The following is a 26,370-nucleotide window of genomic DNA, read 5'->3' on the forward strand; positions in this document are numbered from 1 at the left end:
GCATCCGGCCCGCGAGGCCTCATAGTTGTCGATATGAGCGCAGAAACTCTGATCCTCGTGCTGCTGATCGTGACAGCACTCGGATTCGACTTCACCAACGGTTTTCACGACACCGGCAATGCCATGGCGACGTCGATCGCCACCGGCGCCCTCAAGCCCAAGGTCGCGGTCACCATCGCGGCGATCCTCAACCTGGTCGGCGCATTCCTCTCCGTCGAGGTGGCCACCACGGTCACCAAGGGCGTGCTGAACCTCCCCTCCAATCCGTCCGAACTCAGCAGCCAGGTCGGCGGTCCGCAGATCGCCCTCACCATCATCTCCGCGGGCCTGGTCGGCGCCATCATCTGGAACATCCTGACCTGGCTCCTCGGTCTCCCGTCGAGTTCGTCGCACGCCCTGTTCGGCGGCCTCATCGGCTCGGGCCTCGCCGCCAGCGTCAGCATCAACTGGAACGGCATCGTCGGCAAGGTGATCGTCCCGGCGATCCTCGCCCCGGTCATCGCCTGCATCGTCGCCTCGGTCGGCACCATGGCGATCTACGCGATCACCAAGAAGATCTCCGAGAGCCGCAAGGAAGCGAACTTCCGCCACGGCCAGATCGCGACGGCCTCGCTCGTCTCGCTCGCCCACGGCACCGGTGACGCGCAGAAGACGATGGGCGTGATCGCCCTCGGCCTCATCGTGACCGGCCACCTCGATCCCGACATCGCCGACAAGGGCCTGCCGCTCTGGGTCATCGGCAGCTGCGCCGCCGCCATCGCGCTCGGTACCTACCTCGGCGGCTGGCGCATCATCCGCACCCTGGGCAAGGGCCTGGTCGAGATCAGCGCCCCGCAGGGTATGGCCGCCGAGGCGTCGTCGGCCGCGATCATCCTGACCTCGTCGGCCGCCGGCATGGCGCTCTCGACCACCCACGTCGCCACCGGCTCGATCCTCGGCAGCGGCCTGGGCCGCAAGGGCGCGGAGGTCCGCTGGGGCGTCGCCGGCCGCATGGCCCTCGCCTGGCTCACCACGCTCCCGGCCGCCGCGGTGGTCGGTGCGGTCTCGTTCTGGATCGCCCACTCGATCGGCGGCGCCGCGGGTGCCATCACGATCTTCGTCATCCTCGCCGCGCTCTCCGGCTGGATGTGGTGGCGCGCCCAGCAGCAGAAGGTCGACTCCAGCAACGTCAACGCCGAATGGGACGACACCACCAACTCGCCGGTCCCGGCCGCGATCGAGACCGACGTGGTCGACATCGAGCCCAAGCAGCAGGCCTGACCCGGAACCGAAAGGCAGAGAAGAACAATGTTTGGAATCGATTTCGCCGCCATCGGCCAGGCGATCGCCCAGGTCCTGGCCGTGGGTCTGGTGCTCGGCGCCGGCCTACCCGCCCTGTTCGCCGTCGGCATGCGCTGCGTCGCCGCGGGTGAGGGCGGCGAGGATGCCACCGGCGCCCTCACCGCGCCGAACCCCGCGCTGAAGTACCTCGGGTACCTGCTCTACATCATCGTCGCCGCGGTGATCCTGCTCGGGATCCTCTGGATCACCCGGCAGACCATCTACCACCACTTCGACGTGAAGATCTTCCCCGCCGGCGCGTACAAGTAATCCATCCCGACACGGAAGGCCATCTGACCCCATGGCTTCGAACGTCTTCGAGAACGTCATCAACTGGCTCCGCAGCGGCTACCCCGAGGGTATCCCGCCCAAGGACTACCCGCCGCTGTTCGCCCTCCTCACGCCGATCCTCGACGAGAGCGAACTGACCGACGTGGTGCTCGCGCTCGCGCTGTCGCGCGACCCGGAGTCCCCGACCACCCGCGACGACGTCGCCGCGGCGATCGCCGCGGTGACCGACTCGCACCCGTCCCAGGACGAAGTCAATCAGGTCGCGGCACGTCTCGCCGCGGCCGGCTGGCCGCTCGACATGCGCGTCGGACAGCCCGGCTGATCACATGCCGGAGATCTCCAGCAAGCTCTCGTCGGTGGTCGCCTGGCTGCGCAAGGGCTATCCGAACGGGGTGCCGGAGCACGACTACGTCCCGCTGTTCGCCCTGCTTCGCCGCCAGCTGACCGTCGACGAGATCAGCGACGTGGCCGCGCGGCTCAGCGTGGACGCGTCGTCCGACGACACGATCGACCGGATCGACACCGGGGTCGCGATCTCCCGGATCACCGACGAGGTGCCTCGGGACGAGGACATCGCCCGGGTGCGGACTACGCTGGAAACCGCGGGCTGGCCGTTCGACGACGCGCCGCTCGCCCAGCCACTCCACCCCGGCGCCGCCTCCGACGCCCCGGACCCGAAGGACGAGCCCTGACCCGCAGTCTGCAGGTTCTGCCGCTGTCCCCGACTCCCGCCGTGCTCGACGTACGGCGGGAGTTGTCGTCTCTGCTGGACGGCACCGCGGCCTACCTCCCGGTACCCGCCGGCGACGACCGCACCGCCCGCATGCTCGCCGATACGCTCGGCGCGCGGCAGCAGATCGACGGCGACGCCGCGCTCGTCGTCTCCACCTCCGGTTCCACCGGCACCCCGAAGGGCGCCGTGCACACGGCCGCCTCGCTGCACGCCTCCGCCGACGGCACCGCCGCCGCGCTCGGCGGGCCCGGATCGTGGCTGCTGGCGCTGCCGCCGCACCACATCGCCGGGCTGCAGGTGCTCCTGCGTTCCCTCGCCGCCGGGTACGATCCCGTGGTGCTCGACCTCAGCGGCGGCTTCGATCCCGCCGTCCTGCCCGCCGCGATCGACGCGATGACCGGTCCCCGCCGATACACCTCCCTGGTCCCGTTGCAGCTCGGCAAGGCCCTGGGCGACCCAGAGGCCACCCGTGCGCTTGCCGGCCTCGACGCCATCCTGATCGGCGGGGCGGCCACGCCCGCACCGCTCCGGAACGCCGCCGTGGCGGCCGGTCTGCCCATCGTGCGGACGTACGGGATGAGCGAGACGGCGGGCGGCTGCGTGTACGACGGCGTGCCGTTGCCGGGCGCCCTCATGCGCATCGCCGAGCCGGCCCCGGACGGGACCGGCCGTGTCGAACTGGGCGGCGCCACGCTCGCGCGGGGCTACCGCAACCTGCCCGGGCACCCGGCCTTCGCCGAAGCCGGGTGGTTCCGCACCGACGACCTCGGCACCATCGACGACGGCGTGCTGTCCATCGTCGGCCGCGCCGACGAGGCGATCTCCACCGGCGGCCTCACCGTGGTGCCGCAGGTGGTGGAGGCGGTGATCGACGCGCTCCCCGGCGTCGCGCACTGCGCGGTGTTCGGCGTGCCCGACGAGCGACTCGGCGAGGCCATCGCGGTGGCCGTCGTACCCGACGGCACGGCGCCGTCGGCCGACGAGATGCGGCACGCCGTCGCAGCCCGGCTGGATCGGTACGCGGCGCCGCGGCACGTCGTCGTCGTCGACGAACTCCCCGTGCGCGGTCCGGGAAAGGTCGATCGGCGAGCTCTCCGGCAACGCTTTTGTGCCAGAAAAGGGTGAATTCCGGGTCCACCCGATCAGGTCGTGCCACGAGCCCCGAACAGGGACGTTCGCCCTGTTAGATTGACCTCATGGCATCTGAATTCCCCCGCATCCTCGCGACCAGCGCCCGTATGCCGTTCGCCGTCGACGAGATCCACAAGCTCGGTGAGGAGAAGGGACACTTCCTCATCGCGACGGACACCTTCCGTGAGTCGCCCGGCATGCACTCCAAGGGCGTGAGCGAGGCGATCATCACCGCACCGCCCACCCAGGAGCCGGAGGCGTTCGTCGACGACGTCGCGCGGATCATCGACCAGCACCGCATCGACTGGGTGCTGCCGATGTTCGAGGAGGTCTTCTACCTCGCCGCCAACCGGGAGAAGCTGGAAGCGGGCCGCCCCGACGTCAACTTCTTCTTCCCTCAGCTCGACGCGCTGCTCGAGGTGAACGACAAGTCGCGTTTCGCCGAGCTGTGCAAGCGCCTCGACCTGCACGTCGCCGAGACCATCGTGTGCAGCAGCCCCGAGGAGTTCGTGGCGGCGACCCAGCGCTGGGAGCACTGGTTCGCGCGCGCCACCTTCGGCCGCGGCGGCCTGGACATCATCACCAACTACGGCCCGCTGGCCGGCGAGACCGCCGTCGAGGACATCAAGCCCACCGCGGACGACCCGTGGCTGGTGCAGGAGTTCCTGGTCGGCGAGGACCGGTGCAGCTGGAGCGTCGTGCACGAGGGTGAAGTGGTGCTGCATTCGTGCTACCGCCATCCGCTCGCGATCGACGACCGCGGCGGCATCGTGTTCGAGTCCGTCGACTCCCCGGAGTCCCTGGAAGCGGTGCAGAAGATCGCCAAGGAACTGAACTGGACCGGCCAGATCAGCATGGACTACCTGGCGACCGCGGACGGCACCCACTACATGGTCGAATGCAACCCACGGCCCACCGCCGGCTGCACCGTCGCCACCGCCGACGAGTTCAACACCGCGCTGTTCGACCCGAACGGACTGGTCGTGGTCCCCGGCGGCCGCAAGAAGATGATCAAGGCCGCGGTGCTGCGCGATGCGATCCTGCACCCGAGCCGCGCGAAGGCCGACTTCGCCGCGGCCAAGGGCGCCAAGGGCGTGTACGACCAGCGCAAGGACCACATGCCGCTGATCTACTCGGCGCTGAGCCTGCGCCACGTCCTCGCCTACCGCAAGGCCGCCGGCGCCGAGCGCAGCAAGGAGCAGCTGGTCGCCGCGCAGTTCTTCGACATCCTGTACGACGGCTCGTCCCTGACCTAACCCCCGCCGGTCCCGCGAGCACGAGACCACTCCGGCCCCCATCGTCCTGGACGGTGGGGGCCGGAGTCTGTTCACGTGGCCGCATTCCGTCCCACCACCCGCATTCCGTTCCGGCACACGGTTTCCGTTCCACCCGTTGGTCTGGTGCGACGGGCGGAACGGAAACCGTGTGGGGGACGGAATCCGTCTACTCGGAGAGGCCCGTGTCGGTCGCGGTGGCCGTCGTACTGGGCCGGTCCACCGTCGCGTCCGGCACGCCACTGCCCGGCACTTCGAGCCGGGTCTGCGGTTCGGGCTGGGTCTGCGGCTCGGGCTGGGGTTCGGGCGCGGGCTGCGGTTCGGGACTCGGCGCCGGCGCCGCGGGCGGCTCGGCGCGGTGGCGGCCCCGGTAGTGGTCGCCGGGAGTCCCCCGGTCGGCCATCCGGTCCTGCCGGTGTTTGCCGATGTACGACGACGCGTCGTCCGTGCCGTCGCCGGCCGCCTGAATCTCGGAGTCCGCCGCACCGGCCGACCGCAGCGACGCCGTCTGGGTCACCGGGGCGGCGGCGGTCGGGGCGGTGGCCTGCAGACCGCCGTTCCCGCCGTCGATCGAGATCCCGCCGTACGGTGTCTTGTCCTTGACGTCGGTCATCGGATAGAACGTCTCGGCGGCTTTGTCCCACTTCTCCAGGTCGGCCCGCGTGTACTCGATGCCGAGACCGTCGTAGACCGTCGCCATCAGCAGCGCGAGCGGGTGGTATGTGTCGTAGACGGCATAGGCGGTCTTGCCGTCGGTGCTGTGCAGCATCTCCGGACCACCGGTCACCAGCACGATGCCGTTCTCGCCGGGGGTGCCGTCGAGGTGACCGTACGGGCCGTCGCCGGGCGAGTGGATCGTCAAAAAGCCGGCGGCGTCGACCAGCAGCGACGACACCGGGCGATACCAGACCCACTGGAAGTCAGCGACCGGATCGCCCTGGACGATCACCGAGATCACCTGCACGTCACCGGTGTCCGCAGGATTGCGCGCGCCGTTGTCGTCGATGCCGATCGCACCGAGGACCGGCGACAGCCACAGATTGCCGAGAGGCAGAGCGGCGGCCCAGCCCTTGATACCCCACGGGCTGCGCGGGTCGGAGATAAGCAGGATCAGCGAATTGCCGCCGAGGGAGTCGTGAGCCGTCTCCGCCGCGTTGCCGACGGCCTCGGCGCCCTGCGAATAGCCGGTGTAGACGACGACGCCGTCGTACCCCGCCAGCTTCCGCATGACGTCGACGTTCGCGTCCTCGGCGACCTTCCGGGAGTCCTGGTAGGTCGGCGCGAAGAACGGCAGCCCGAGGAAGGCATCGGACTTGCCGCCGATGACGGGCCAGAACGACTCCGGGTACTGGACGTATCCGGCGGCGCGGCCGCCGACGATGCCGTCGATGCGCGGGTGCAGACCGGTGTCGTCGGTGCCGGGAGTGACGATGACGATCGCCTCTCTCCCGCCGGTCTCATCCAGCACCTGGCCGAGGAGACCGTTGCGCGGGGCCGCACTCCCCGTCTCCCAGGCGATGTTCGCGTTGCCGTTCAGCGCGGCCACCGGCGACGGCGTGGCGGCCGGCGCATACGGGGTGACCGCTCCCAGGCACAGCCCGCAGGCGACGGCGGAGGCGGCGAGACGGCGGCGGCGGGCCGGATTGTGCCGGGCGGGGTTCGGCCGAGAATTCACGACAGCTCTTTCAACACGAGAAGCTGCGAGTCCGGTCACAGGGCTGATGAGACGTCGCGCAGCTGACGCGTCGAGCAAACCACCGACGTCACCAGGGCCGTAAGACCCCGAATGGATGAATTACCGGATTCGTCTCATCGGATGACACAAGAAGTCGGGGCGCGAGGACGGGCGCCCGGACACGGTGACAGGATTGTCGGGTGGCAACCGTGAGTCAGTGGATCGAAGGGGCCCGGCCCCGCACCCTTCCGAATGCGATCGCCCCCGTCGTCGTCGGCACCGGGGCGGCCGCCTATGTCGGCGAGGTGCAGTGGTGGAAGGCCGCGCTGGCCCTGGTGGTCGCGGTCGCGCTGATCCTCGGCGTCAACTTCGCCAACGACTACTCGGACGGCATCCGCGGCACCGACGACGACCGCGTCGGCCCCCTCCGCCTGGTCGGCTCCGGGGCGGCGAGCCCGCAAGCCGTCAAGACCGCCGCGTTCGTGTGCCTCGGCGTCGCCGCCGTGGCCGGTATCGCGGTCTCGGTGACCACCTCGTGGTGGCTGCTCGCGGTCGGCGCGCTCTGCATCCTGGGCGCGTGGTTCTACACCGGCGGCAGCCGCCCGTACGGCTACCTGGGCTTCGGCGAGATCGCGGTCTTCGTGTTCTTCGGCCTGGTCGCGGTGTGCGGCACGCAGTATGTGGTGGCCGGGAGCGTCGACGGCGTCGGCGTCCTCTGCGCCGTCGCGATCGGCTGTTTCTCCAGCGCCGTGCTGGTCGCGAACAATCTGCGCGACATCCCGACCGACACCGAATCGGGCAAGGTGACGCTCGCCGTGCGGCTGGGTGATCGCCGGACCCGGATCCTGTTCGTCGTGCTGCTTGTCGTGCCGTTCGCGGTGACCGTGGGGATCGGCGCCGCCGCGACCTGGTGGGCGCTGTTCGGGCTGCTTGCGCTGCCCCTCGCGGCGGTCGCGGTCCGGCCGATCGTGACCGGCGGACAGGGTCGTGCGCTGATCCCTTCCCTCGCCACCACCGGTCTTGCGATGCTGGTATGGGCGATCGCGACGGGAGTCGCCGTCGGCCTGGCCTGATCCGCGAGCCGACCCGGGAGGTACCACGATGACCGGAAACACCAAGCGCGTCGATCCGGGCGCGATCAGACATCCGGTGTGGACCGCGATCGGGGTGCTGATCGTGGTCGCGGCGATCGCCGCGGGTATCGCGCTGTGGGTGATCGGCTCGCGCGACAAGGTGCAGATCACGTCGACCACGTTCAGCACGCAGGTCTGGCCCGTCGCCGAGGGCGCGACCTCCACACCGCTCGACGTGGCCGTCCGCAATCACGGCGACGACCTGCGCACCACGTCGATCGACACGGCGGTTCTGGAGGCGTACAGCCTCGCGCCGTGCTTCGACTCGACGGCGCTCGACGCCCGCACGGCCGAACCCGCGGAGACGATCGACGGTGACTACACGATCAAGCTGTCCGCGGTCACCGACGCGTCCTCCGCCATGGCCGCGCAGACCGTCACCACGCCGTTCGACCACGCGGTACCCGGCGGCGGCGGGTCGACGTTCACCTTCTCGGTCGGCCCGAGCAGCCAGCCCGCGAACCGCGTTCAGGCTTTCGTCTTCCGGCCGACACTGAATCTGAACCGCGGGAATCTCGGTCTGCCGTCGGTCGCGCTCGCCACGACGCCGGAACTCGTGCGGGCGTACCTCGACGGGATCGCCGCGCTGAGCCCGGACGCGCGGGCCGCCCAGGCGTCGTGCGCGCGGAGTCAGGTGAACCAGATCGACCGGCTGTTCGCGCTGAGCAGCCTGCGCAGCGCTCCACTGACCCAGCTGCACGACGCCTACGCCGCCCTCGCCGGCTGAGCCGATCGAGCCGACCCGCCAGCTGAGCCGATCACGGCCACCCGCCGACTGAGCCGACCGCGGCCACCCGCCGGTTGAGCCGACCGAGCCCGATAGGGCGAGATCGAGTCGAAGCCACGCCCCGATCAAGGGAACCCGGCTTCGACTCGACGGGGATCACGCGGTGGCGGGAACCTCGGGGAGGCTCGCCAGCACCGCGTCGCGCAGGGCTTCGACCGTGGTGGCCGAGGTGATCAGCGCGGTCGACGCCGGATCGGCGACGTCGAGGATCCCGAGGAGCACGTACTCCGCGCGGATGGTGCGGTCACCGCGCTCGCGGGCCAGCTGCACCGCGCCCCGAAGTGCGTCACGGGTGGCGCCGCCGAAGCGGGGGCGCCCACCGCGGCCGCGCGGGCCGCGCCGTCCACGACCGCCCTCCCACGGGCCGTCCTCGTCCGGGCCGAACCCGAAGCCGGGTCCGGCGCCGATCGGGCCGCCCTCGAACCCGGGCCCGAAGCCGCGGCCACGCCCGCCGGGGCCGAAACCCCCGCGTCCGCGACCGTGCGCATGTCCCCGACCGCGCCCGCGTCCGCGTTCGTCGCCCTCGCGGCCGCGGCCCCGGCCGCGTCGTTCGCCCCAGCTGTCGGAGAGGTCCTCGCCGAAGCGGTCGCCCACCGCGGCGCGGACCTTGTCGAGATCGATGCCGATGCTGGCGAGCGCCTCGCGGTCGGCCTCGTAGCGGTCGGCCGCGGTGGCAGCCTCGGCGTCGTCGAGGTCCTCGGTGTGCTCGGCGTGGTACTCGCGCACCGCCTCGCGGGCGGCGTCCAGGGTCAGGCCCTGCTCGCCGAGCAGCGTGAACAGCGGACTGCGCGCGTTGCCGAGCATGCCGAGGATCAGGTGGTCGTTGCCCAGGCCCCGGTGTCCGAGGTCGCGGGCTTCCTGCGTCGCGAACATCATCACGACGCGGTCATCTGTGTTGAAACGGGCGTCAAACATGACTGCCGTCCTTTCCGGCCTCATCGGCCGAGTCGGTATCGCGGTGGTCGCGCGGAGCGGCCTCGCGATAGGAGTGCTTCTGATGCACGGCCTGCCGGCTGATCTGCAGGATGTCGGCGATCGCCTGCCAGCTCCACCCTTGGGAGCGGGCATTCGCGACCTGGACGTCCTCCAGTCGGTCGGCGAGAGTCCGCAGCGCCCGGACCGCGGCGAGGCCTACCGCCGGATCACCGCTCGCGGCGGCTCCGGCGACCTGGTCGCCCTCCGATACTCGGTGTTCGGGTGCTGCTGTCAACTTCTCGTCGTCGTGCATGTTGTCAGGTTATGTTGACGATCCATGCGTTGTCAAGATTTGTTGACGAGGTCTCGACTTCGCTCGACCGGCATGGTGCTCCGCTGGACCATCATGGAGTGCTTCCGCCCGACCGCCGTGTTCGGCGGCGGGCTCACTCCGAGAGGATCGACTCGCTGATGTTCATCCGGGCGGCGCGTGCGGCGGGGACGATCGCGCCGAGCAGACACAGGGCGGCCGCGGTGGCGACGTAACCCGCCGACGACCACAGCGGGCGGTAGATGATGTCGATGGACGTGGTCTCGGCGAGGATCTTGTCGGCGATCACGTGCAGCCCCGTCCCCAGGACGACGCCGATCAGCGCGCCGACGACGGCGACCGATCCGGCCTCGGCCAGGACCATCCGGGTGACGAACCGCCGCGACGCCCCCATGGCGCGGAGCACGCCGAGCTCGCGGCGTCGTTCCAGGACGGACAGCAGCAGCGTGTTGAGCAAAGCGATCGCGGCGGCTCCGGCGACGATCCACTGGATCGCGACGGTGAACGCCCCGGCCTGCTGCACCGACCGCTGCGTCGCCGCCAGGGCCTGGGCGCCGGTGTACACGTAGACCGGCCGGTCGCCCGCTCCCGGATACTTCGCGGCGATCTCACCGATCCGGGCCTTCGCCTGCGCGACGTCCGTATCCGGCTTCAGAAAGACCTGCAGGTACGTGCTGCCGGGCCGACCGAACCACTCGGCCATCAGCGTCGAGGAGATCGCTCCGGTCCCGGAGTCGATGGTCACGTAGTTGACCGTGTCGCGCACGACCAGCTCGTGGTAACCGGTCGGCGTCGCCAGCCGGAGCGTGTCGCCGACCTTCACATCCAGGGTCCGGGCAAGCACCCGGGAGAGCAGGATGCCCTCGCCGTCGAGCGTCTGCCGCACCGCCTCGGGTGACGCCTTGCGGATGAACGGCGCCGCCGAACCCGGTTCCAGCCCCTGCAGCAGAGCGCGCGCGTCGCCGAGGTTGACCGTGGCCCACTGCCCTCCGACCACCCGGTCGACGCCCGGCACCCGCGCCACCTGCTCGGCGATCTCCGGGTTGAGGATCGGGCCGACGGGGACGTCGTTCGCGGCCCGCGACGACACGTAGATGTCCGGATCGCTCAGTCCGGCGAGCGAATTGGAGATGGAGCCGACCATGTTGCTGAGGGCACCCGAGATACCGATCCCGACGGCGATCGCCACGCCGACGGTCATCACCGTGGCCCAGACCCGGCGCGGCGCCCTCTCGGAGTTGACCGCGGCCAGCCGGCCGGGCCCGCGGAACCAGCGGGAGACCGCCACCACCCCGCGCACCATCGGCACCGTCAGACCGAAGCACACGACGATACCGCCGATCGCGTAGACGACTCCGGCGAGGAGTGCGATCTGGCCCTGCGCCGTCCGCGCCATCACGAAGGCACCGATCACGGTCGCCGTGCCCGCCGCGACCGCCCCGATCAGCAGGCGGCGATTCGGCGGTTCGGCGTCGGCGGCGGCCCCGGGGACCATCGCCTCGACCGGATCGACCGCGAACACCGACCGGGCCGCCAGGGCGGTGGCCCCGATACACGCCACCACGCAGGCCGCGACGGCGAGGGGCGCGGCATACCACGGCAGGTGGTAGGCCACCTGCAACGTCGTCGACCCGACCGCGTTGGGCAGCCGTCCGACGGCCCAGCGCCCGGCGAGGACGCCGACCGGCACGCCGAGGAGACCGCCGGCCAGACCGAAGACCGCCGATTCGGCGAGCAGGTCGCCCACCAGGTGGCGGCGGCGCGCGCCGAGCGCACGGATCATGGCGAGGGACTGCCTCCGCGAGGCGACGGCCATGTTCATCGTGTTGAAGACCAGGAAGCCCGCGATGATCAGCGACACGAGCGAGACCAGCAGGGTCGAATCGCGGGTCACCGAGCTCGCCACCTCGGCCTGCTTGACCCGGAAGTCCGGATTCACCACGCTGGCCCGGCCGTCGACGACCCCCGCCACCTGCGTCCGCAGCGCCGCGTCGGACACCCCGGGCTTGGGCACGATCATGATGGAGTCGACCGCTCCCCCGAGACCGGCGAGACGCTGCGCCAGGCCGAGGTAGGCGAAGACGAAGCGTCCGCCGTTGAGGACGTCGGTGCCGGAATCGTCGATCACGTCGAGCACCCGGACGTCGACGCCGCTGATCGACAGGCGCTGGTCCTTGTGCAGTCCGGTGGCGCGGCCGGCGAAGATCCCGTCGTCGAGCGCGTTCAGGTCGATCGACCGGCCCGAGCCCATCGCGGCGCGCAGTTTCGGCGACAGCGAGGCGACGCGCGCATCCGAGCCGAGGAGCGTGGTCTGTCGGCCGTCGATCATCACGGTGCCGCGCACCAGCGGCACGACGGCCTTCGCGTCGGTGACCTTCTCGCGGAGTTCGCCGATGAGATCGTCGTCCACGCCGGTGTCGGCGATGGCGGCGACCTCGACGGTGGCGTTCCCGGAGATCGCGGCATTGAACTGGCGCACCGTCTCCGACATCGAGCCGTATGCCCCGAGGACCGCGATCAGCAGACCGGACGACACCACGACCACGATCAGCGAGGTGATCACCCGCAGCCGATGCCCGGCCAGTTCACGCAGGTTGAGGACCCGGACCCGGGTCAGCGCGGCCCGGGCCCCGGCGAAGAACGAGAGGCGCGCCGGTGAGCGGGGCACGTCATTCCGCCCGGTGCCGGCCGCTGTCGCCGACGCGGGGAATGGGGCCGGTCATCCACGGTGCGCCGGGGACCGGTAGCGCGTGATCTCGGCTCCGCGGGTCCTGAGCGCCCATGTCGGAGCTTGCGACGACGCGCGGTCGAAGCGGGTCCTGCGTCGCGGGGATTGTCGCCCCCTCCTCGGACGGATCGATGACCTTGCCGTCGCGGACGGTGATCACCCGGTCGCTGAAGTCGGCGGCATGCGCGTCGTGCGTGACCATCAGCACCAGGCGATCGGGCCGGTCGTGCGCGACCTCGGCGAGGAGTTCGAGCACGTCTTCGCCGGTCTTGGAGTCCAGGTTGCCGGTCGGCTCGTCGGCCAGCACGATCTTCGGGTCCATGATCAGCGAGCGCGCGATGGCGACCCGCTGCATCTGTCCACCGGACAGTTCGGCCGGGCGATGATCGATGCGGCCCCCGAGCCCGACCCGCTCCATCAGCTCCACCGCGCGGGGTTTCGCGGCGGCCAGCGAGGTCGAGTCGAGCAGCTTCGGCAGGGCGACGTTCTCCCACGCCGACAGCGTCGGGACCAGGTTGAAGAACTGGAAGATGAACCCGACGCGGTGGCGCCGGAACTCGGAGGCGGCGTCGTCGTTCAGCGACCCCAGTTCCACCCCGTCGACGACGATCGATCCGGAGGTGGGGGTGTCGAGCGCCCCGAGGATGTGCAGCAGCGTCGACTTGCCCGCCCCGGACGGGCCGATCACCGAGACGAACTGACCGCCGTCCAGCCGCAGGCTCGCTCCGTCGAGGGCCCGGACCGATTCGGTACCCATCCGGTACTCGCGAACCAGGTCGGTCGCCTCGACGAGCGCCACGTCTACTGCCCGTCGCCGCGCAGCCGGGCGTGAAGGTCGGACTTGCGCGCGGCGCGGTCCGCGTCGATCTCGGTGATCTGCGCGTTGACTTTGAGACGCAGCGGCTTGAACAGCACCATGCCGAGCGGGATCGCGATCACCACGCCGAACGCGAGGGCGGCGACCACCCAGACCTTGACGCCGAAGAGCAGCCCGACGCCGATGATGAGTAAAGCGATCACCACCACCAGGCCCAGCCGGACCGCCGAGTACAGCGCGATCCAGCCGATCAGCGAGCCGATCGTCGCCTTCTTCGCGGGGGCTTCGTCGGTGCTCGAAAGGTCGCCGCGGGCGGATCCGGCCTGGTCGTCAGTCATGCCCCTCAGCCTACGTCGCCGCGCTGCCGGGGCCGAAACAGAACCTCGCCAGTCGGACATTACCGACTCTTTACCGTTTACTGACCATTCGAGCACCTGGTACTTCGCGGTGTACTTATGGAGTCGACCAACAGAACGTCCCGACGGGACATGTTCACGTCGAACCAATGGAGGCAGCGATGACCATCGCCGAGAATCCCACCCAGATCACCCCGACCCTGGCACGCCAGCACAATCTGACGCCGGGTCAGGTCGCCGAGATGTTCAACGTGAATCCCAAGACCGTCGCCCGCTGGGCCAGCACCGGTGTGCTGCCCTCGATCCGGACGCCCGGCGGACATCGCCGCTTCCGCGAGGCCGACGTGGTGGCGCTGCTCAACCGCTGAGCCGACCGTCCCCGCCGCCGCGACGGGTACCGTGGAGGAATGCCTCTCGTGTACGTCCTCATCGTGGTGATCGCGGTGGCTTTCGTCGTCTGGCGGATCGCGCGGTCGCCCAAGGCCCCGACTCCGCGGCGCGATGCACCGCGCGGCCCGGACGACGATCCCGAGTTCCTGCGCAAGCTGTGATCGCGACGTGAAAGGGCGCCCACGGAGATCCGTGGGCGCCCTTTCACGTGGTCGTCTTGTCCCGACTGTGACGTAGCGTCCGCGGCCGGCGGACCCGGCCTGGGCTTCCGGGGCGATGGCGGCGCCGCCGCCGGGGTGACGTCACGGTCAGGACAGATCCGGGATCTACTTGGCGTAGTCGTAGAAGCCGCGACCGGTCTTGCGGCCCAGGTAGCCGGCATCGACCATGCGGCGCAGCAGCACCGGCGGAGCGTAGTGCGGCTGGCCGAACTCGGCGAACAGCGACTCGGCGACCGCCAGGCAGATGTCGAGGCCGACGGTGTCGCACAGGCGCAGCGGGCCCATCGGGTGGCCGCAGCCGTTGACCATGCCCGCGTCGATGTCCTCGGCGCTGGCGAAGCCCGACTCGTACATGCGGATCGCGTTGGTCAGGTACGGGATCAGCAGCGCGTTGACGATGAAGCCGGCCTGGTCCTTGGACTCGATGGTGCGCTTGCCGAGGGTGTCCGTCGCGAACGCGGCCACCTTGTCGACCACGGCGCGGTCCACCTTGAGGGTGGTGACGATCTCGACGAGCGGCATCACCGGCACCGGGTTGAAGAAGTGCATGCCGAGCACGCGCTCGGGGTGCTTGGTGGCGTTCGCCAGACGGATCACCGGGATCGACGACGTGTTGGTCGCCAGGATCGCGTCCTGGCGGATGATCTCGTCGAGCTTGTGGAAGTACTCCAGCTTCAGCGACTCGATCTCCGGCATCGCCTCGATCACCAGGTCGCTGTCGGCGAAGGTGTCGATCTCGGTGGTGACGGTGACGCGCGCGAGGGCGGCGTCGGCGTCTTCCTGACTCAGCTTGCCGGCCTTCACGCCGCGCGCCAGGCTCTTGGCGATCCGCTCCTGGGCGGCGTCGACGGCCTCCGCGCGCTCCAGGACGCGGACGGTCGATCCGGCCTTGGCCAGGACCTCGGCGATACCGGCACCCATGGTGCCGCCGCCGATCACTCCGACATTCTTCAATTCATTCTCCATTTCGGTTGGATCATTTCGACTCGATCTCGCCTAGCGGCTCGATCGGCTCAATGAGCTACAGGGGTCTCGATCTTTGCTTCGCGGCCCGACCGGCTCAATGAGCTATGGGGGTCTCGATCTTTGCTTGGCGGCCCGACCGGCTCAACGAGCTATAGGGGTCTCGCCCCTTCGACCGCTCAGGGCCAGGCACGATCTCGCCTATTGTCTCGATCGGCTCGACGAGCTTTGGGGTCTCGCCCCTTCGCGGGTTCGGTGTCAGCTGACTCCGGCATACGAGTGCAGGCCGGAGACCACCAGGTTGATCGCGAACAGGTTGAACAGCAGGGTCGCGAAGCCGGCGACGTTGATCCAGGCGGCGGCGGTGCGCCAGCCTGCGGTCGCCCGGGCGTGCAGGTAGGCGGCGTAGACGATCCACGCGATGAAGCTCACGACCTCCTTCGGGTCCCAGCCCCAGAACCGGCCCCAGGCCGACTCGGCCCAGATCGCTCCGAACACGACGCCCAGGCCGAACAGCGGGAACGCGACGACGACGCACTTGTAGGCGACGCGGTCCATCGCGGCGGCCGGGGGCAGGAAGTCGGTCCGCTCGGGCCAGCGCTCGCGCGCCAGGAACAACAGGCTCAGGACACCGGACACCAGCAGAATGCCGGACGAGATCGAGATCACCGAGACGTGGATCGCCAGCCAGTACGACTTGAGCGACGGCACCACCGGTGCCGCCTGGGCGTACAGCCATTTACCCGCAATGAACATCATCAGGCTGACGGGCACCAGCACCACGCCCATCAGCGGCCGGTACTCGGCCTTACGCAGGGCGACCAGTCCACCGACGACGACGGCGGCGCATGTCAGCGAGATGAACTCGAACATGTTGCCCCACGGCATGCGTTCGGTCGCCAGGCCGCGCAACACGATCGACGCGATCTGCGCGGCGATACCGACGAAGACCACCGGGTACGCGGCGGCGCTGAGCACCGCGGCGCGGGGGCGACGGAGCTTGCGTTCCGGCCCGGCGATCCGGCCCGGGGTGCGGTCCCCGGCGATGGGCACCGAACCGGCCGTGGAACCGGCGGCGGCACCGACGAGTTCCCGGTCGGCCACCGCCACCTCGGCGAACGCCTTCTTATTGGTGCTCTGCATGCCCAGCGCGATCAGGAACATCAGCATCGCGAGGATGTAGACGCCCAGTGCGGTCCCGTACAGCAGATCCGAGTAGCGGCCCAGCGTCTCGTTGACGTAGGCGGCCATGTCCGTGTTCACGTGCCCGACTCCTCAGTTCTCCACTCGTGCCTCAAGACTCACAACTTGCCGACGGCGGCACGGCCGCCCTCGACCAGCAGCCCGCGGGCCTGTTCCTCGAAGCCCTCGCCCCAGCCGGCCTGATCGGTCCGGGCCAGCCCGGCCACCTCTACTACAGTACGTCGCTGATCGCCCTGCGCTCCATCGTCGTCGACGGTTCCGGGAGCAATCGGGACAAGCCGGACCCAGATCCGGCGACGCCGGATCACCAGCGAGACCACCAGCCCGACCAGCATGACGATCGCCGAGACCAGCACCCAGTCCTGGCCGGGGTCGTAGCTGACCTGCATGGAAACCCAGCGCTTGTAGCCGTCGAAGGTGACGACGGTGTCGCCGGAGGGACCCGGGATGGTGGTGGACTGTCCGACGGTCAGGTTGACCGAGGCCTTGCGGACCAGCCGGCCCTGGTCGATCAGGTCGCGGTCGAGAGTGTAGACGCTCTGCGCGCGGCCGGTGTCGAGTCCGGCGTCGCCCTCGTAGACGCGGATGGCGACGGCCGGGTCGTGCACGATCGCCGACTGCGACATCAGCAGCGTCGAGTGGTAGACGGGGTCCGGGGCGAACAGGCCGTCGATCGCGATCTGGTGCTTGCGGCGGGTGTCCTCATCCGGATACATCCCGGCCGGGGTGTCGAAGCGCATCGCCCCCTCCGACAGCATGGTCTGGGTGGACTGCGGCAGGTAGGGGGCGGTCTGGGTGCGCTTCTCCCCGTTCGGGAAGGTCACCGTGAAGGTGGGGGCGAAGCCGTTGCCGAGCACGTAGATGCGCTCGCCGTCCATCCGCAGCGGATGGTTCACCTTGATGGTGGTGCGCTTCCAGGTGTCCTCCGGCGCGTTGACGTCGGTCGTGTACGACACCTTGGAGGTGTACATGTCCGGCTGGCCGTTGGGCAGGAAGGTGGCCTCGAAGTCGTCGACCTTGATGCAGAAGCCGCCCATGCCGGTGCCGTCGACCATGGCGCCGGAGCGGAACGAGTCGTACACGGCGGTGGAGGTGTTGCAGAGGACCTGGTCGTCGCCGGCGACGAGCGTGCGGGTGCCCTCGTAGCCCCACAGCTTGCCGAGGGCGATCGACACCAGCATGGCGACCAGCGCGATGTGGAACACCAGGTTCCCGGCCTCGCGCAGGTAGCCCTTCTCCGCGGATATCTCGACGGCGCCGTCCGGGTACTGCTTGTTCGGCTCGATGGTCCGGGTTCTCTTGCGCCAGCCGCGCAGGTTGGTGCCGATCCGGTCGGCCAGCTCGTCGGGGGTGCCGTCGACGGTCTCGGTGATGTGCCGCGGGAGCCGCTTGAGATTGCGTGGCGCGGGCACAGGCTGGGCGCGGAGTTGCTGGTAGAACTCCCAGATCCGCGGCGTGATGCAGCCGACGAGGGAGATGAACAGCAGCAGGTAGATGGCGGTGAACCAGGGCGACGAGAAGACGTGGAACAGGCCGGCGCGGTCCATCCAGACCCCGAAGGTGCCCTTGGCGGCGATGTAGCGCTCGGTCTTGGCCTCGTTCAGCTCGCGCTGCGGGAGCAGCGCGCCGGGAACCGCGGCGAGCGCGAGCAGGAAGAGCAGCGCCAGCGCGGTGCGCATCGAGGTCAGCTCGCGCCACGCCTTGCGCAGCGGGCGGATCACCCAGCGCACGACGGGATTCGGGCGGGCCGGGCCGGGGCGCGGCGGGGCCGGAAGAGTGGCGGTCATATCGGCAGCTCCATGTCGAAGACGAGTCGCATCCGGATCCAGTCGATGATGTCGTTCCACCAGCCGAACAACAGCAGCACCCCGACGACGATCATCAGGGCGCCGCCGACCAGCTGGATGACGCGGGCGTTGCGGCGCAGGAAGCCCAGGCTGCGGACCGCCCACGCCGACGAGAACGCCAGGATAAGGAAGGGCAGGCCGAGGCCGAAGCAGTAGCCCGCCACCAGCAGGGTGCCGCGGAACACCGTCATGCCCTCGGTGCCCTGCGCGGTCAGCAGCACCGCGCTGAGGGTCGCGCTGCTGCAGGGGATCCAGCCGATCGCGAAGACGGCGCCGAGCAGCGGCGCGCCGATCCAGTTGGACATCTGCATGATCGGCAGCTGCCGGTCCCGCATCGGGATGGCACCGAGGAAGATCAGGCCCATCAGGATGACGACGACGCCGCCGATCCGCTGCAACAGCAGCAGGCGGTCCTCGTTGTACAGGGCGCCGGTGAGCCCGAAGAAGGCCACCGTCATCAGCACGTAGACCACGGTGAACCCGAACACGAACAGCAGCGCCGCGCCGAGCACCCGCATCCGGCCCTTCTTGGGGGCCTCCCCCGGCACCACGGCCGGCGCCTCGGCGCCGACGAGTCCGGCCAGGTACGACAGGTAACCGGGCACCAGCGGCACCACGCACGGCGACGCGAACGACACCAGGCCGACGAGCACGCACACCCCCAGCGCGAGCAGCAGCGGCCCGGAGGACGCGGTGTTCGCGAAGGTGTCGGCGACGCTCGCCAGCGGGATCGACGTCATTGCGCGGGCTGCTCCTCGGCGAGCACGCGGTCGATCGCGTCGCGCAGCTCGTCCGGGCCGACCGACTTCAGATAGACGACGGCCGGGCGCAACCGCCGATCCAGGACCACGGTGGTGGGGACGGCGCCGACCGGGACGCGCAGGGCCGCGAGGCTCCGCCCCCCGTAGTCGTAGATCGAGGGGTAGGTGAGGCCGCGGTCGCGGACGAAGTCCTGCGCGGAGCCCTTGTCGTCACGGAAGTTGATGCCCACGAACTGCACACCCTTGGCCTGCGTCTGGGTGAACACCTGCTCCAGGTCGGTCGCCTCCTTGCGGCACGGCGGGCACCAGGACGCCCACACGTTGACCACCACGACCTTGCCCCGGTACGAGTCGAGGTCGATCGTCTGCCCGGTCAGCAGGTCGGGGCCGGAGACGTTGCCGATCGGCTTGCGATCCTTCGCGGCATAGGTGATCACCGTCTTACCGCCGGGGGCGACGATCTGGTTGCCCTGCCCCTGCACCACGGCGTCGTCGCCGGTGCTGCAGCCGCTGATCACCAGCGCGCCGCAGATCAGCGCCGTGAGCGCGACCAGGATGCGGCGCCCGGCAGCGGGATGCACGCCGTTCACGCGCCGGTGATCCGGGGATCGGAGGCGCCGGCCGGCTCGGTGTAGACGATGTCGACGAGCTCGTCGCCGTCGTAGATGAGGCTGGTCAGCGAGGCGAGCGAGCACTGCCGGACGCGGGGGTCGTGCCACAGACGACGGCCCTCGAGGAAGCGGCGCAGGGTGTAGACCGGCAGCTGGTGGCTGACACAGACCACCTCGTGGCCGGCGCCGGCCTCTCGCGCGACGTTGGCGGCCGACAGCATGCGATGCGCGATTTGGATGTACGGCTCGCCCCACGACGGGGTGAACGGGTCGCGCAGCTTGGCCCAGTGCCGCGGCTTGCCGAGCGCGCCGTCGCCGACCGAGACCCGCAGGCCCTCGAACTGGTTGTCGGCCTCGATGAGGTCGTCGTTGGTGCGGATCGTCAGGCCGTGGCTCGACGCGATCGGGGTGGCCGTCTCCTGGGCGCGCTGCAGCGGCGACGCGAAGACGGCGGCGATGTCGTGGTCGGCGAGGGTGTCGGCGACCACCTGCGCCTGCGCGCGGCCGTTGTCGGCGAGCCGGAAGCCCGGCAGCCGGCCGTACAGGATCCCGTCGGGGTTGTAGACCTCGCCGTGGCGCATCATGTGGACGATCGTCTTCATTTCGCTCCTTGTCGAGCCACTGGGCAGGTCATGAGGCCGCCGGTGGGACGGCGGCGGCAGCCGCTGCCGCGGCGGCCGGAAGGGCATCGGCGATGCGCGCGAAGGCGTCGTCGTCGAGTGCCGCGGATACGAACCACGCCTCGAAGGCGCTCGGCGGCGGGTACACGCCCCCGGCCAGCAGGGCGTGGAAGAAGGGCGCGAAGCGCCAGGTCTGGGTGGCCTTCACCGACGCATAGTCGGCGATCTGGCCACCGCCCCCTGAGCCTGTCGAAGGGAACGACGCGTCGTCGAGGAAGAACACGCTGAACAGGTTGCCCGCGGCCTGCACGCGATGGGCCACGCCTGCCTTGGTCAGTTCCTCGCCCAGCAGCGCTTGCAGACGCAGCGAGTTGGCGTCGAGCGCGGCGTAGACCTCGGCGGTCGCGTGCTCGAGCGTGGCGAGGCCGGCGGCGACGGCCACCGGGTTCCCGGAGAGGGTGCCCGCCTGATAGACGGGACCGACCGGGGCGAGGTGATTCATGACGTCGGCGCGGCCGCCGAAGGCCGCGGCGGGCAGGCCGCCGCTCATCACCTTGCCGAAGGTGTAGAGGTCACCGGCCACGCCGTCGAGCCCGAAGTAGCCGGACGGGCTGACCCGGAACCCGGTCATCACCTCGTCCATGATCAGCAGTGCACCGTGACGGCGGGTGAGCTCGCGCAGGCCGGCGTTGAAGCCGGGCAGCGGGGCGACGGCGCCCATGTTTCCCGCGGCGGCCTCGGTGATCACCGCGGCGATGTCGTCGCCGTGCAGCTCGAAGGCCTGCGCCACCGCGTCGAGGTCGTTGTACGGCAGGACGAGCGTGTCGTGCGCGGAGGCCCCGGTGACACCCGGCGAGGTCGGCAGGCCCAGGGTGGCGACACCCGAGCCGGCGTCGGCCAGCAGAGCGTCGACGTGGCCGTGGTAGCAGCCGGCGAACTTGATGATCTTGCTGCGGCCGGTGAAGCCGCGGGCGAGTCGTACCGCGGACATGGTGGCCTCGGTGCCCGAGTTGACCAGCCGGACGCGCTCGACTGGGTCGACGCGCCCGATGATCGCCTCGGCCAGGGCGATCTCCGCCTCGGTCGGGGCGCCGAAGCTGAGTCCGCTCGTCGCCGCCGTGCGCACCGCCTCCACGACCGCCGGGTGGGCGTGGCCGAGGATCATCGGCCCCCACGAGCACACCAGATCGACGTACCGATTGTCGTCGACGTCGGTCAGCGTGTATCCGGACGCGGACTTGATGAAGCGGGGTGTTCCGCCCACCGCGGAGAACGCGCGGACCGGCGAGTTCACCCCGCCCGGGATGGCGTCGCTCGCCCGGGCGAAGAGCCCGGCACTGGCGACGGTGGCCTGCTCGGGGAGGGCAGAAGGACGGACCATGACCTCCAGTGTTCCAAATGTGCGCGCGGGCTCCCAATCGCGCGCGACCGGAAGGCCAGCTCCGGGCGTTTTCGGGGGATGCATCTCACTGCGGAAGCCCCGGATCGCCGGCGCCCGTCACTCGTCGCGGACCCGCTCGGCGATCCTGTCGAACCACAGTTCTTGCGCACCGAATACCGAGACGTCGCCGCCGTAGAACCTCCGGACCGTCTGCTCGATCTGGTGCTCGTCGGAAATCCCGAGGAGGCGGCAGAGTTCGGCGGCGTCCCGAAGGTCGCCGTCGGAGTGCCGCGTCGACATCGCCTTCATCGCGAGGACATACTCCGCGGAGGCGATCTCGAAGGTGAGTGCCGGGCCGATCACCCGGGTGATCGGGTCTGGATCGGCGCGATCAGGCATGTGTATCTGCGTGACACCGTCGGATAGCCAGTGTTTCGGGAGGCCGCGCTCGGCGGCGACCGCATCCGCCGCCGCCAGTAGATCGTCGCGCGGGCGCAGAACACCGTCGATGTCGCCGGTCGATCGCGATGCGTTGTAGGCCAGCGCCATGGCGGCACCGCCGACGATGAAGATGATCCCCGCCAGACCGCGCCGACGCAGTTCCTCCTCCAGCGCACCGAGGAGTTCGTCGATCTGGTCCGCGGTGAATTCGATCTCGGGCACCTCGATCACACCCCCTGCAGGTTACCGATGGACAAGATGACGTTCCGCTCACGAAGCGCGGCAGGCGTGCGGAGGCTTTCGAGAAGGAGATACTTCGCGGGCACGCCGAGGGGATCGAACAGTTCGCGACTCCATCGATCCGGCGATCGCGTCCAGTCCAGCACGCCACGCGATACCCGGCCCGCACCGGTGAACACCGCCGCGCCGGCCACCAGCGCATCCCAGCCGGTCGAGCCGACGGTCGGCGGCTCGGCATGAAATCGGTCCAACTCCGGGCCGGGAGGCATTCGCTGAGCTTGCAGCACGCTCTCCCTCAGCACCCGGACGGCGAATGACGGGTCACCCCGAAGATCCGCACGAGCGCGCCACAGCCGCGCGAAATCCGCGTAGGTGGTGACCGCCGTCTCGGTCGACGGGTCCAGGCTCGTGCTCATAGGTCTAGGATCCTCCTTCCGGTCGTGCACGACCAGCCCGGCGTCACCGGCAGGCAGCCGCACCGGCCCGGATCAGTGACCGGCCATCGCGGCGGCGACGGCGTCGGCCATGGCCGCCTGGCCCGCGGCGTTGGGGTGCATCGAGCCGACCCCTTTGCCGACCGGGGTGATCCAGCGCGCCGGGCCCGCGCAGGCGTCGTGCCCAGCCGAGCGCCGCGACATGTCCACGTAGACCACTCCCGCGTCCTTCGCGGCCTCGCGCACGGCGTCGTTCAGCTGCCGCTGGACACCCCGCACGTACGACACGTCGCCGGCGGCGATCGGGATCACGTCAAAGCAGCCGCTCGCCGACAGCAGCCACGGGTATCCGACCACGAACACCCGCGCGCGGCGTGCGTGCGCGGCGATCTCCCGGAAACCGGAGGTCAGGGCGGGCCGCACCTGTGTCGAGATCGCCGCGGTCAGGGTGTCGCCCAGGCTGCGGCGGCACGGGGCGCCCGACGGATCGGTGCGGCCGAGACGAGTGCACTCCCCGACCACCGTGGAGAACAGCTTCGCGTCGTTGCCGCCGAGGGTGAGCGTGACGGTCTCGGTCTTCGGCGACAGGGCATCGAGTTGCGGGCCGACGCCCTCGTACTGGCCCTCCTGCAGGTTCGCCGTGGTGGCACCGGCGCAGGAGACGTCGGTCAGCGCCCAGCCGCGCCGCCGGGCCAGGAGTTCGCCGAAGTTCGCGGTGCCGCGCTGGCAGAGCAGCGACGAGTCGGGCACCAGCGGCTTCAACCCGGTGCCCGCGGCGTAGCTGTCGCCGAGGTGGGCGTGGACGGCCGCGGACGGCTCGCCGGTCTGGGAGGTCGACGGCGAAGCCTCGACCGGCTCGGCGGGCCGGCGGACCACCAGCACCACCGCGATCACGACCGGCACGACCAGCACCGCCGCCGAGAGCAGCATCCAGCGACGCCGGGTCACGACCGCTTCTTCGGCTCCAGGCCCATCTTCACCGCGAGATGCGCCTCGGTGAGCTCGGTCCGGAAGCGGTCGACGTCGCGCGCCCAGGCCTGCGCCAGCTTCCCGTTCTTCAGCTTCACTCCGACGCCCTTGCGCCGGCGCGGCACGCCGGGAAGCTCGCCGAGAGCGCGGGCGCTCTCCCACTTCTGGTGCTCACCGCCCCGGTTCTCCGGGTACACCTCGGCGATCGCGCTGAGCGGGATGGTCTGCGCGCCCTGGCGCAGCGTGGTCTCCGTCAGCCGCACGCTGACGTGCTGGCGCGCGGCCACCACCTGCAATGCCGAGAAGCCCACCAGGATGACGAAGAAGATCGACAGGACCGGCCAATGCACCTGTCCCTTGCCGAATATCTCCATGATGAGGATCGCGCCGATCAGGACCGGACCGATCGCGACTACCCGCCAGCTGCCGCCCGGCTCGTAGAACAGGACCTCGCCCTCGTCGACGACCGGTTCGTCGGCGACGGCGTCGGGCTCTTCCGATCTCGCCTCTTCGGGCCCCCGGCGGGCTTTCGCTCGATCGGCGCGGGTCGATCTCGACTCCGCGGGTCCTGAGCATGCGTGGCGGAGCGTGCGACGACACGCGGTCGAAGGGCGACCATCGAGGGGCGGCTCTGCTCGATCGGCGTCGTCTGATCTCGACTCCGCTCGATCATCATGCTCCGCTCGATCATCATGCTCGGCGCGATCGGCGTCGTCCGCCACTACTCGTCCTTCCCGGACTCGGCGGCGGCCGCCAGGCGGTTCAGCCGGCAGTTGAACCACGCATCGGCATCCGGCCGGTAGGCCAGGATCGACCCGGCCAGACCGACCACCGCGGCGGCGAGGACCACGGCCAGCCCGGGCGACTGATAGCCGATGGTCAGCACCAGCACCATGATCACGACCACCACGGTCAACGCGGCCAGCGAGCCCCGCCACTGGGGCTGGCAGTAGGCCTTGCGCGCGAGCGACGCGTACACCAGGCCGATACCGACGACGATCACCGCGACCGCCAGATCACCGAGATGCCAGCCCGCACCGAACGCGGACGTGATGATCGAGATCACGCCGAGGATCATCAGCAGGACACCGGAGGTCAGCCACAGCCGCAGCGCCCACCGCACCGTGTTCGGCCGTCGCGCGGGATCCGGCTTCGCCGCCGCCGCATCGGTCATGATCGACTCCCTCGTCCTGAACTGGTGGTGCGGCCGCGCCGCTTGGCCAGCGTATCGACATAGCGCATGGTATCCGGGTGCATCGCGGCCACCGCGATACCGATCGCGGCCACTCCGCCGACGATCTGGGCCACCGTCGCCCAGGCGGGCAGCGGCACATCGGCAGCACCGTTCGACAGCCCGAAATCGATGCCGGCCACGTCGAACACCATCGTCACCGCGGTCACCGCGCCGAGCAGCCCGACGAGCATCCGCGCCCACCGATGGCCGCGCAGCATCATCGTGAGCCCCACCGCCACCACGCCGAGGACGATGACCGCCGAGACCACCATGCTGCCGAGCGCCAGCATCGTCTGGTAGCCGTCGACCGACTCCGGTCTGCCCTGCTGCGCGGCGTACTTCTGCGCGGACTCGCGCGCCTGCGCCCGCACCGACGGGTAGTCGCCGATGAACGCGACCAGCCCCGCGACGATCGAGACCGGCGCCAGCTGCAGGACCGCGGTCACGCTCTCCGGGCGGGCCGGGCGTTCCCCCGGGCCGGCCGACGGCACCGGCGGCGCCGGGGCGCGTGGAGGCAGCGACGGAACGGTCATGATTTACAGGTTAGTCAGGTGGATGGCGGAGAGTCGGCCGGCGAGTTCGACCGCGGCATAGGTCAGCACGATCGACGCACCGGCCCGCACGATCGACAGCACGGCCTCGTCGAGGGCGGCCTCCCGGTCGATCCAGCCGCGCTCGGCGGCGGCACAGATCATCGAGTACTCACCGGAGATCTGATAGGCCGCGACGGGCCGGTCCGACAGGTCGGCGACGTCGCGCACGATGTCCAGGTAGCTCATCGCCGGCTTCACCATCACCATGTCGGCGCCCTCGTCGAGGTCGGCGAGCAGTTCGCGCACCGCCTCGCTGCGGTTGGCCGGATCCTGCTGGTAGGTACGACGATCCCCCTCCAGCGACGACCCGACGGCCTCGCGGAACGGGCCGTAGAAGGCCGACGCGTACTTGGCGGTGTACGCGAGGATCGAGACGCCGGAGAACCCGGCGGTGTCGAGCGCGTCCCGGATCGCGGCGACCTGGCCGTCCATCATGCCGCTCGGGGCGACGACGTGCGCCCCGGCGCGCGCCTGGGAGACCGCCAGTTCGCGGTACAGCTCCAGCGTCGCGTCGTTGTCGACGCGGCCGTCGGCGTCGAGCACGCCGCAGTGGCCGTGATCGGTGAACTCGTCCAGGCAGGTGTCGGCCATCAGGACCGTAGTGTCGCCGAGGTCCGCCCGCAGCACGCTCAGCGCGCGGTTCAGGATGCCGTCCGGGCGCGCCCCGCACGACCCGCTCGCGTCCTTGTCCTCGGGTTTCGGCACGCCGAACAGCATCAGGCCGCCGACACCGGCGTCGACGGCCGCACGGGCGGCGACGCGGAGCGAGTCGAGCGTGTGGTTCACCACGCCGGGCATCGAGACGATGGCCCGCGGCGCGTCGATGCCGTCGGCGACGAACATCGGCAGCACCAGCTGCGCCGGATCGAGCCGGGTCTGCGCGACGAGCCGCCGCATGGCGGGGGTGCCGCGCAGGCGGCGGGGACGAATCACGGGACGATCCATGCCCTCAATCGTACGAAGTCGACACT

At 70.2% G+C, this 26,370-nt stretch carries 29 protein-coding genes and 1 pseudogene; 10 read left to right on the plus strand and 20 right to left on the minus strand.

Annotated elements, in window-relative coordinates; all coding sequences use genetic code 11:
- Positions 1 to 33 precede the first annotated feature (33 nt).
- The 6 genes from MYK68_RS17965 (at position 34) to MYK68_RS17990 (ending at position 4,731) form a co-directional block, all read left to right on the plus strand.
- Positions 34 to 1,260, plus strand: a complete 1,227-nt coding sequence (locus tag MYK68_RS17965) for an inorganic phosphate transporter (protein ID WP_247865105.1) — start codon at positions 34 to 36, stop codon at positions 1,258 to 1,260.
- A 27-nt stretch (positions 1,261 to 1,287) separates the two neighbouring features.
- Positions 1,288 to 1,590 (plus strand): hypothetical protein, encoded by a 303-nt coding sequence (locus tag MYK68_RS17970; RefSeq protein WP_247865106.1) that lies wholly within the window; start codon positions 1,288 to 1,290, stop codon positions 1,588 to 1,590.
- 31 nt (positions 1,591 to 1,621) lie between these two features.
- On the plus strand, positions 1,622 to 1,933 hold the full coding sequence (locus tag MYK68_RS17975) for a DUF3349 domain-containing protein (RefSeq protein WP_247865107.1): 312 nt from the start codon (positions 1,622 to 1,624) through the stop codon (positions 1,931 to 1,933).
- A 4-nt stretch (positions 1,934 to 1,937) separates the two neighbouring features.
- On the plus strand, positions 1,938 to 2,303 hold the full coding sequence (locus MYK68_RS17980; protein WP_247865108.1) for a DUF3349 domain-containing protein: 366 nt from the start codon (positions 1,938 to 1,940) through the stop codon (positions 2,301 to 2,303).
- 41 nt (positions 2,304 to 2,344) lie between these two features.
- Positions 2,345 to 3,469 carry an o-succinylbenzoate--CoA ligase gene (gene menE, locus MYK68_RS17985; RefSeq protein ID WP_247865109.1) on the plus strand — a complete coding sequence of 375 codons (1,125 nt, stop codon included), beginning with the start codon at positions 2,345 to 2,347 and terminating at the stop codon, positions 3,467 to 3,469.
- Positions 3,470 to 3,540: 71 nt separating this feature from the next.
- Entirely contained in the window at positions 3,541 to 4,731 is a 1,191-nt protein-coding gene (locus MYK68_RS17990) for an ATP-grasp domain-containing protein (RefSeq protein ID WP_247865110.1), read from the plus strand.
- A 187-nt stretch (positions 4,732 to 4,918) separates the two neighbouring features.
- Here the strand turns inward: MYK68_RS17990 and MYK68_RS17995 are convergent, their stop codons facing one another.
- Positions 4,919 to 6,424, minus strand: coding sequence for an alpha/beta hydrolase family protein (locus MYK68_RS17995; RefSeq protein WP_247865111.1), 1,506 nt, complete (start codon positions 6,422 to 6,424; stop codon positions 4,919 to 4,921).
- Between the two features lie 200 nt (positions 6,425 to 6,624).
- Between MYK68_RS17995 and MYK68_RS18000 the strand changes: the two genes are divergently transcribed.
- Together MYK68_RS18000 and MYK68_RS18005 are read left to right on the plus strand one after the other, a co-directional pair.
- On the plus strand, positions 6,625 to 7,497 hold the full coding sequence (locus tag MYK68_RS18000; protein WP_247865112.1) for a 1,4-dihydroxy-2-naphthoate polyprenyltransferase: 873 nt from the start codon (positions 6,625 to 6,627) through the stop codon (positions 7,495 to 7,497).
- Between the two features lie 28 nt (positions 7,498 to 7,525).
- Positions 7,526 to 8,284: a hypothetical protein gene (locus tag MYK68_RS18005; RefSeq protein ID WP_247865113.1), complete on the plus strand. Its 759-nt coding sequence runs from the start codon at positions 7,526 to 7,528 to the stop codon at positions 8,282 to 8,284.
- A 156-nt stretch (positions 8,285 to 8,440) separates the two neighbouring features.
- On the opposite strand, the gene MYK68_RS18010 is transcribed toward MYK68_RS18005, so the two are convergent.
- The 5 genes and pseudogenes from MYK68_RS18010 to MYK68_RS18030 all read right to left on the minus strand — a co-directional run bounded on the left by MYK68_RS18010 (position 8,441) and on the right by MYK68_RS18030 (position 13,473).
- Positions 8,441 to 9,259, minus strand: coding sequence for a Clp protease N-terminal domain-containing protein (locus tag MYK68_RS18010; protein ID WP_247865114.1), 819 nt, complete (start codon positions 9,257 to 9,259; stop codon positions 8,441 to 8,443).
- Positions 9,252 to 9,572: a helix-turn-helix domain-containing protein gene (locus tag MYK68_RS18015; RefSeq protein ID WP_247865115.1), complete on the minus strand. Its 321-nt coding sequence runs from the start codon at positions 9,570 to 9,572 to the stop codon at positions 9,252 to 9,254. The genes MYK68_RS18010 and MYK68_RS18015 overlap by 8 nt, the downstream gene beginning before the upstream one ends.
- Positions 9,573 to 9,705: 133 nt before the next feature.
- Positions 9,706 to 12,258, minus strand: a complete 2,553-nt coding sequence (locus MYK68_RS18020) for an FtsX-like permease family protein (RefSeq protein WP_247865116.1) — start codon at positions 12,256 to 12,258, stop codon at positions 9,706 to 9,708.
- 193 nt (positions 12,259 to 12,451) lie between these two features.
- A pseudogene (locus tag MYK68_RS18025) lies at positions 12,452 to 13,075 on the minus strand (ABC transporter ATP-binding protein); the annotation flags it as partial.
- Positions 13,076 to 13,119: 44 nt separating this feature from the next.
- Positions 13,120 to 13,473, minus strand: a complete 354-nt coding sequence (locus MYK68_RS18030) for a DUF4229 domain-containing protein (RefSeq protein ID WP_247865118.1) — start codon at positions 13,471 to 13,473, stop codon at positions 13,120 to 13,122.
- A gap of 179 nt (positions 13,474 to 13,652) precedes the next feature.
- On the opposite strand from MYK68_RS18030, the gene MYK68_RS18035 reads away from it, so the two are divergent.
- Both MYK68_RS18035 and MYK68_RS18040 read left to right on the plus strand, forming a co-directional pair.
- Positions 13,653 to 13,859 (plus strand): BldC family transcriptional regulator, encoded by a 207-nt coding sequence (locus MYK68_RS18035; RefSeq protein WP_247865119.1) that lies wholly within the window; start codon positions 13,653 to 13,655, stop codon positions 13,857 to 13,859.
- A 39-nt stretch (positions 13,860 to 13,898) separates the two neighbouring features.
- Positions 13,899 to 14,042, plus strand: coding sequence for a hypothetical protein (locus MYK68_RS18040; RefSeq protein WP_247865120.1), 144 nt, complete (start codon positions 13,899 to 13,901; stop codon positions 14,040 to 14,042).
- 165 nt (positions 14,043 to 14,207) lie between these two features.
- Here the strand turns inward: MYK68_RS18040 and MYK68_RS18045 are convergent, their stop codons facing one another.
- The 14 genes from MYK68_RS18045 to hemB all read right to left on the minus strand — a co-directional run bounded on the left by MYK68_RS18045 (position 14,208) and on the right by hemB (position 26,344).
- On the minus strand, positions 14,208 to 15,056 hold the full coding sequence (locus tag MYK68_RS18045; RefSeq protein WP_283255317.1) for a 3-hydroxybutyryl-CoA dehydrogenase: 849 nt from the start codon (positions 15,054 to 15,056) through the stop codon (positions 14,208 to 14,210).
- A gap of 267 nt (positions 15,057 to 15,323) precedes the next feature.
- Positions 15,324 to 16,316, minus strand: a complete 993-nt coding sequence (ccsB, locus tag MYK68_RS18050) for a c-type cytochrome biogenesis protein CcsB (protein WP_247868097.1) — start codon at positions 16,314 to 16,316, stop codon at positions 15,324 to 15,326.
- Positions 16,317 to 16,366: 50 nt separating this feature from the next.
- Entirely contained in the window at positions 16,367 to 18,055 is a 1,689-nt protein-coding gene (gene resB / locus MYK68_RS18055) for a cytochrome c biogenesis protein ResB (RefSeq protein WP_247865122.1), read from the minus strand.
- The gene (locus tag MYK68_RS18060) at positions 18,052 to 18,855 is read right to left on the minus strand and encodes a cytochrome c biogenesis CcdA family protein (RefSeq protein ID WP_247865123.1); all 804 of its coding nucleotides are present in this window, start codon (positions 18,853 to 18,855) and stop codon (positions 18,052 to 18,054) included. The genes resB and MYK68_RS18060 overlap by 4 nt, the downstream gene beginning before the upstream one ends.
- Positions 18,852 to 19,466, minus strand: coding sequence for a TlpA family protein disulfide reductase (locus MYK68_RS18065; RefSeq protein ID WP_371307184.1), 615 nt, complete (start codon positions 19,464 to 19,466; stop codon positions 18,852 to 18,854). The genes MYK68_RS18060 and MYK68_RS18065 overlap by 4 nt, the downstream gene beginning before the upstream one ends.
- A complete protein-coding gene (locus tag MYK68_RS18070; RefSeq protein ID WP_247865124.1) occupies positions 19,463 to 20,089 on the minus strand; it encodes a histidine phosphatase family protein in 627 nt (208 codons plus the stop codon). The genes MYK68_RS18065 and MYK68_RS18070 overlap by 4 nt, the downstream gene beginning before the upstream one ends.
- 28 nt (positions 20,090 to 20,117) lie before the next feature.
- Complete coding sequence (gene hemL, locus MYK68_RS18075) at positions 20,118 to 21,488, minus strand: glutamate-1-semialdehyde 2,1-aminomutase (RefSeq protein WP_247865125.1); 1,371 nt, start codon at positions 21,486 to 21,488, stop codon at positions 20,118 to 20,120.
- Between the two features lie 117 nt (positions 21,489 to 21,605).
- On the minus strand, positions 21,606 to 22,160 hold the full coding sequence (locus MYK68_RS18080; protein ID WP_247865126.1) for a hypothetical protein: 555 nt from the start codon (positions 22,158 to 22,160) through the stop codon (positions 21,606 to 21,608).
- On the minus strand, positions 22,157 to 22,648 hold the full coding sequence (locus MYK68_RS18085; protein ID WP_247865127.1) for a hypothetical protein: 492 nt from the start codon (positions 22,646 to 22,648) through the stop codon (positions 22,157 to 22,159). The genes MYK68_RS18080 and MYK68_RS18085 overlap by 4 nt, the downstream gene beginning before the upstream one ends.
- 9 nt (positions 22,649 to 22,657) lie before the next feature.
- On the minus strand, positions 22,658 to 23,551 hold the full coding sequence (locus tag MYK68_RS18090) for an SGNH/GDSL hydrolase family protein (protein WP_247865128.1): 894 nt from the start codon (positions 23,549 to 23,551) through the stop codon (positions 22,658 to 22,660).
- Positions 23,548 to 24,294, minus strand: a complete 747-nt coding sequence (mce1N, locus tag MYK68_RS18095; RefSeq protein WP_247865129.1) for a transport-regulating membrane protein Mce1N — start codon at positions 24,292 to 24,294, stop codon at positions 23,548 to 23,550. Before mce1N ends, MYK68_RS18090 begins: the two co-directional genes overlap by 4 nt.
- Positions 24,294 to 24,746, minus strand: coding sequence for a hypothetical protein (locus MYK68_RS18100; RefSeq protein ID WP_247865130.1), 453 nt, complete (start codon positions 24,744 to 24,746; stop codon positions 24,294 to 24,296). The genes mce1N and MYK68_RS18100 overlap by 1 nt, the downstream gene beginning before the upstream one ends.
- Positions 24,743 to 25,339 carry a hypothetical protein gene (locus MYK68_RS18105; protein WP_247865131.1) on the minus strand — a complete coding sequence of 199 codons (597 nt, stop codon included), beginning with the start codon at positions 25,337 to 25,339 and terminating at the stop codon, positions 24,743 to 24,745. Before MYK68_RS18105 ends, MYK68_RS18100 begins: the two co-directional genes overlap by 4 nt.
- Positions 25,340 to 25,342: 3 nt before the next feature.
- Positions 25,343 to 26,344: a porphobilinogen synthase gene (gene hemB / locus MYK68_RS18110; protein ID WP_247865132.1), complete on the minus strand. Its 1,002-nt coding sequence runs from the start codon at positions 26,342 to 26,344 to the stop codon at positions 25,343 to 25,345.
- Positions 26,345 to 26,370: the final 26 nt, after the last annotated feature.

The sequence above is a fragment of the Gordonia sp. PP30 genome (assembly GCF_023100845.1).
Lineage (GTDB): Bacteria > Actinomycetota > Actinomycetes > Mycobacteriales > Mycobacteriaceae > Gordonia.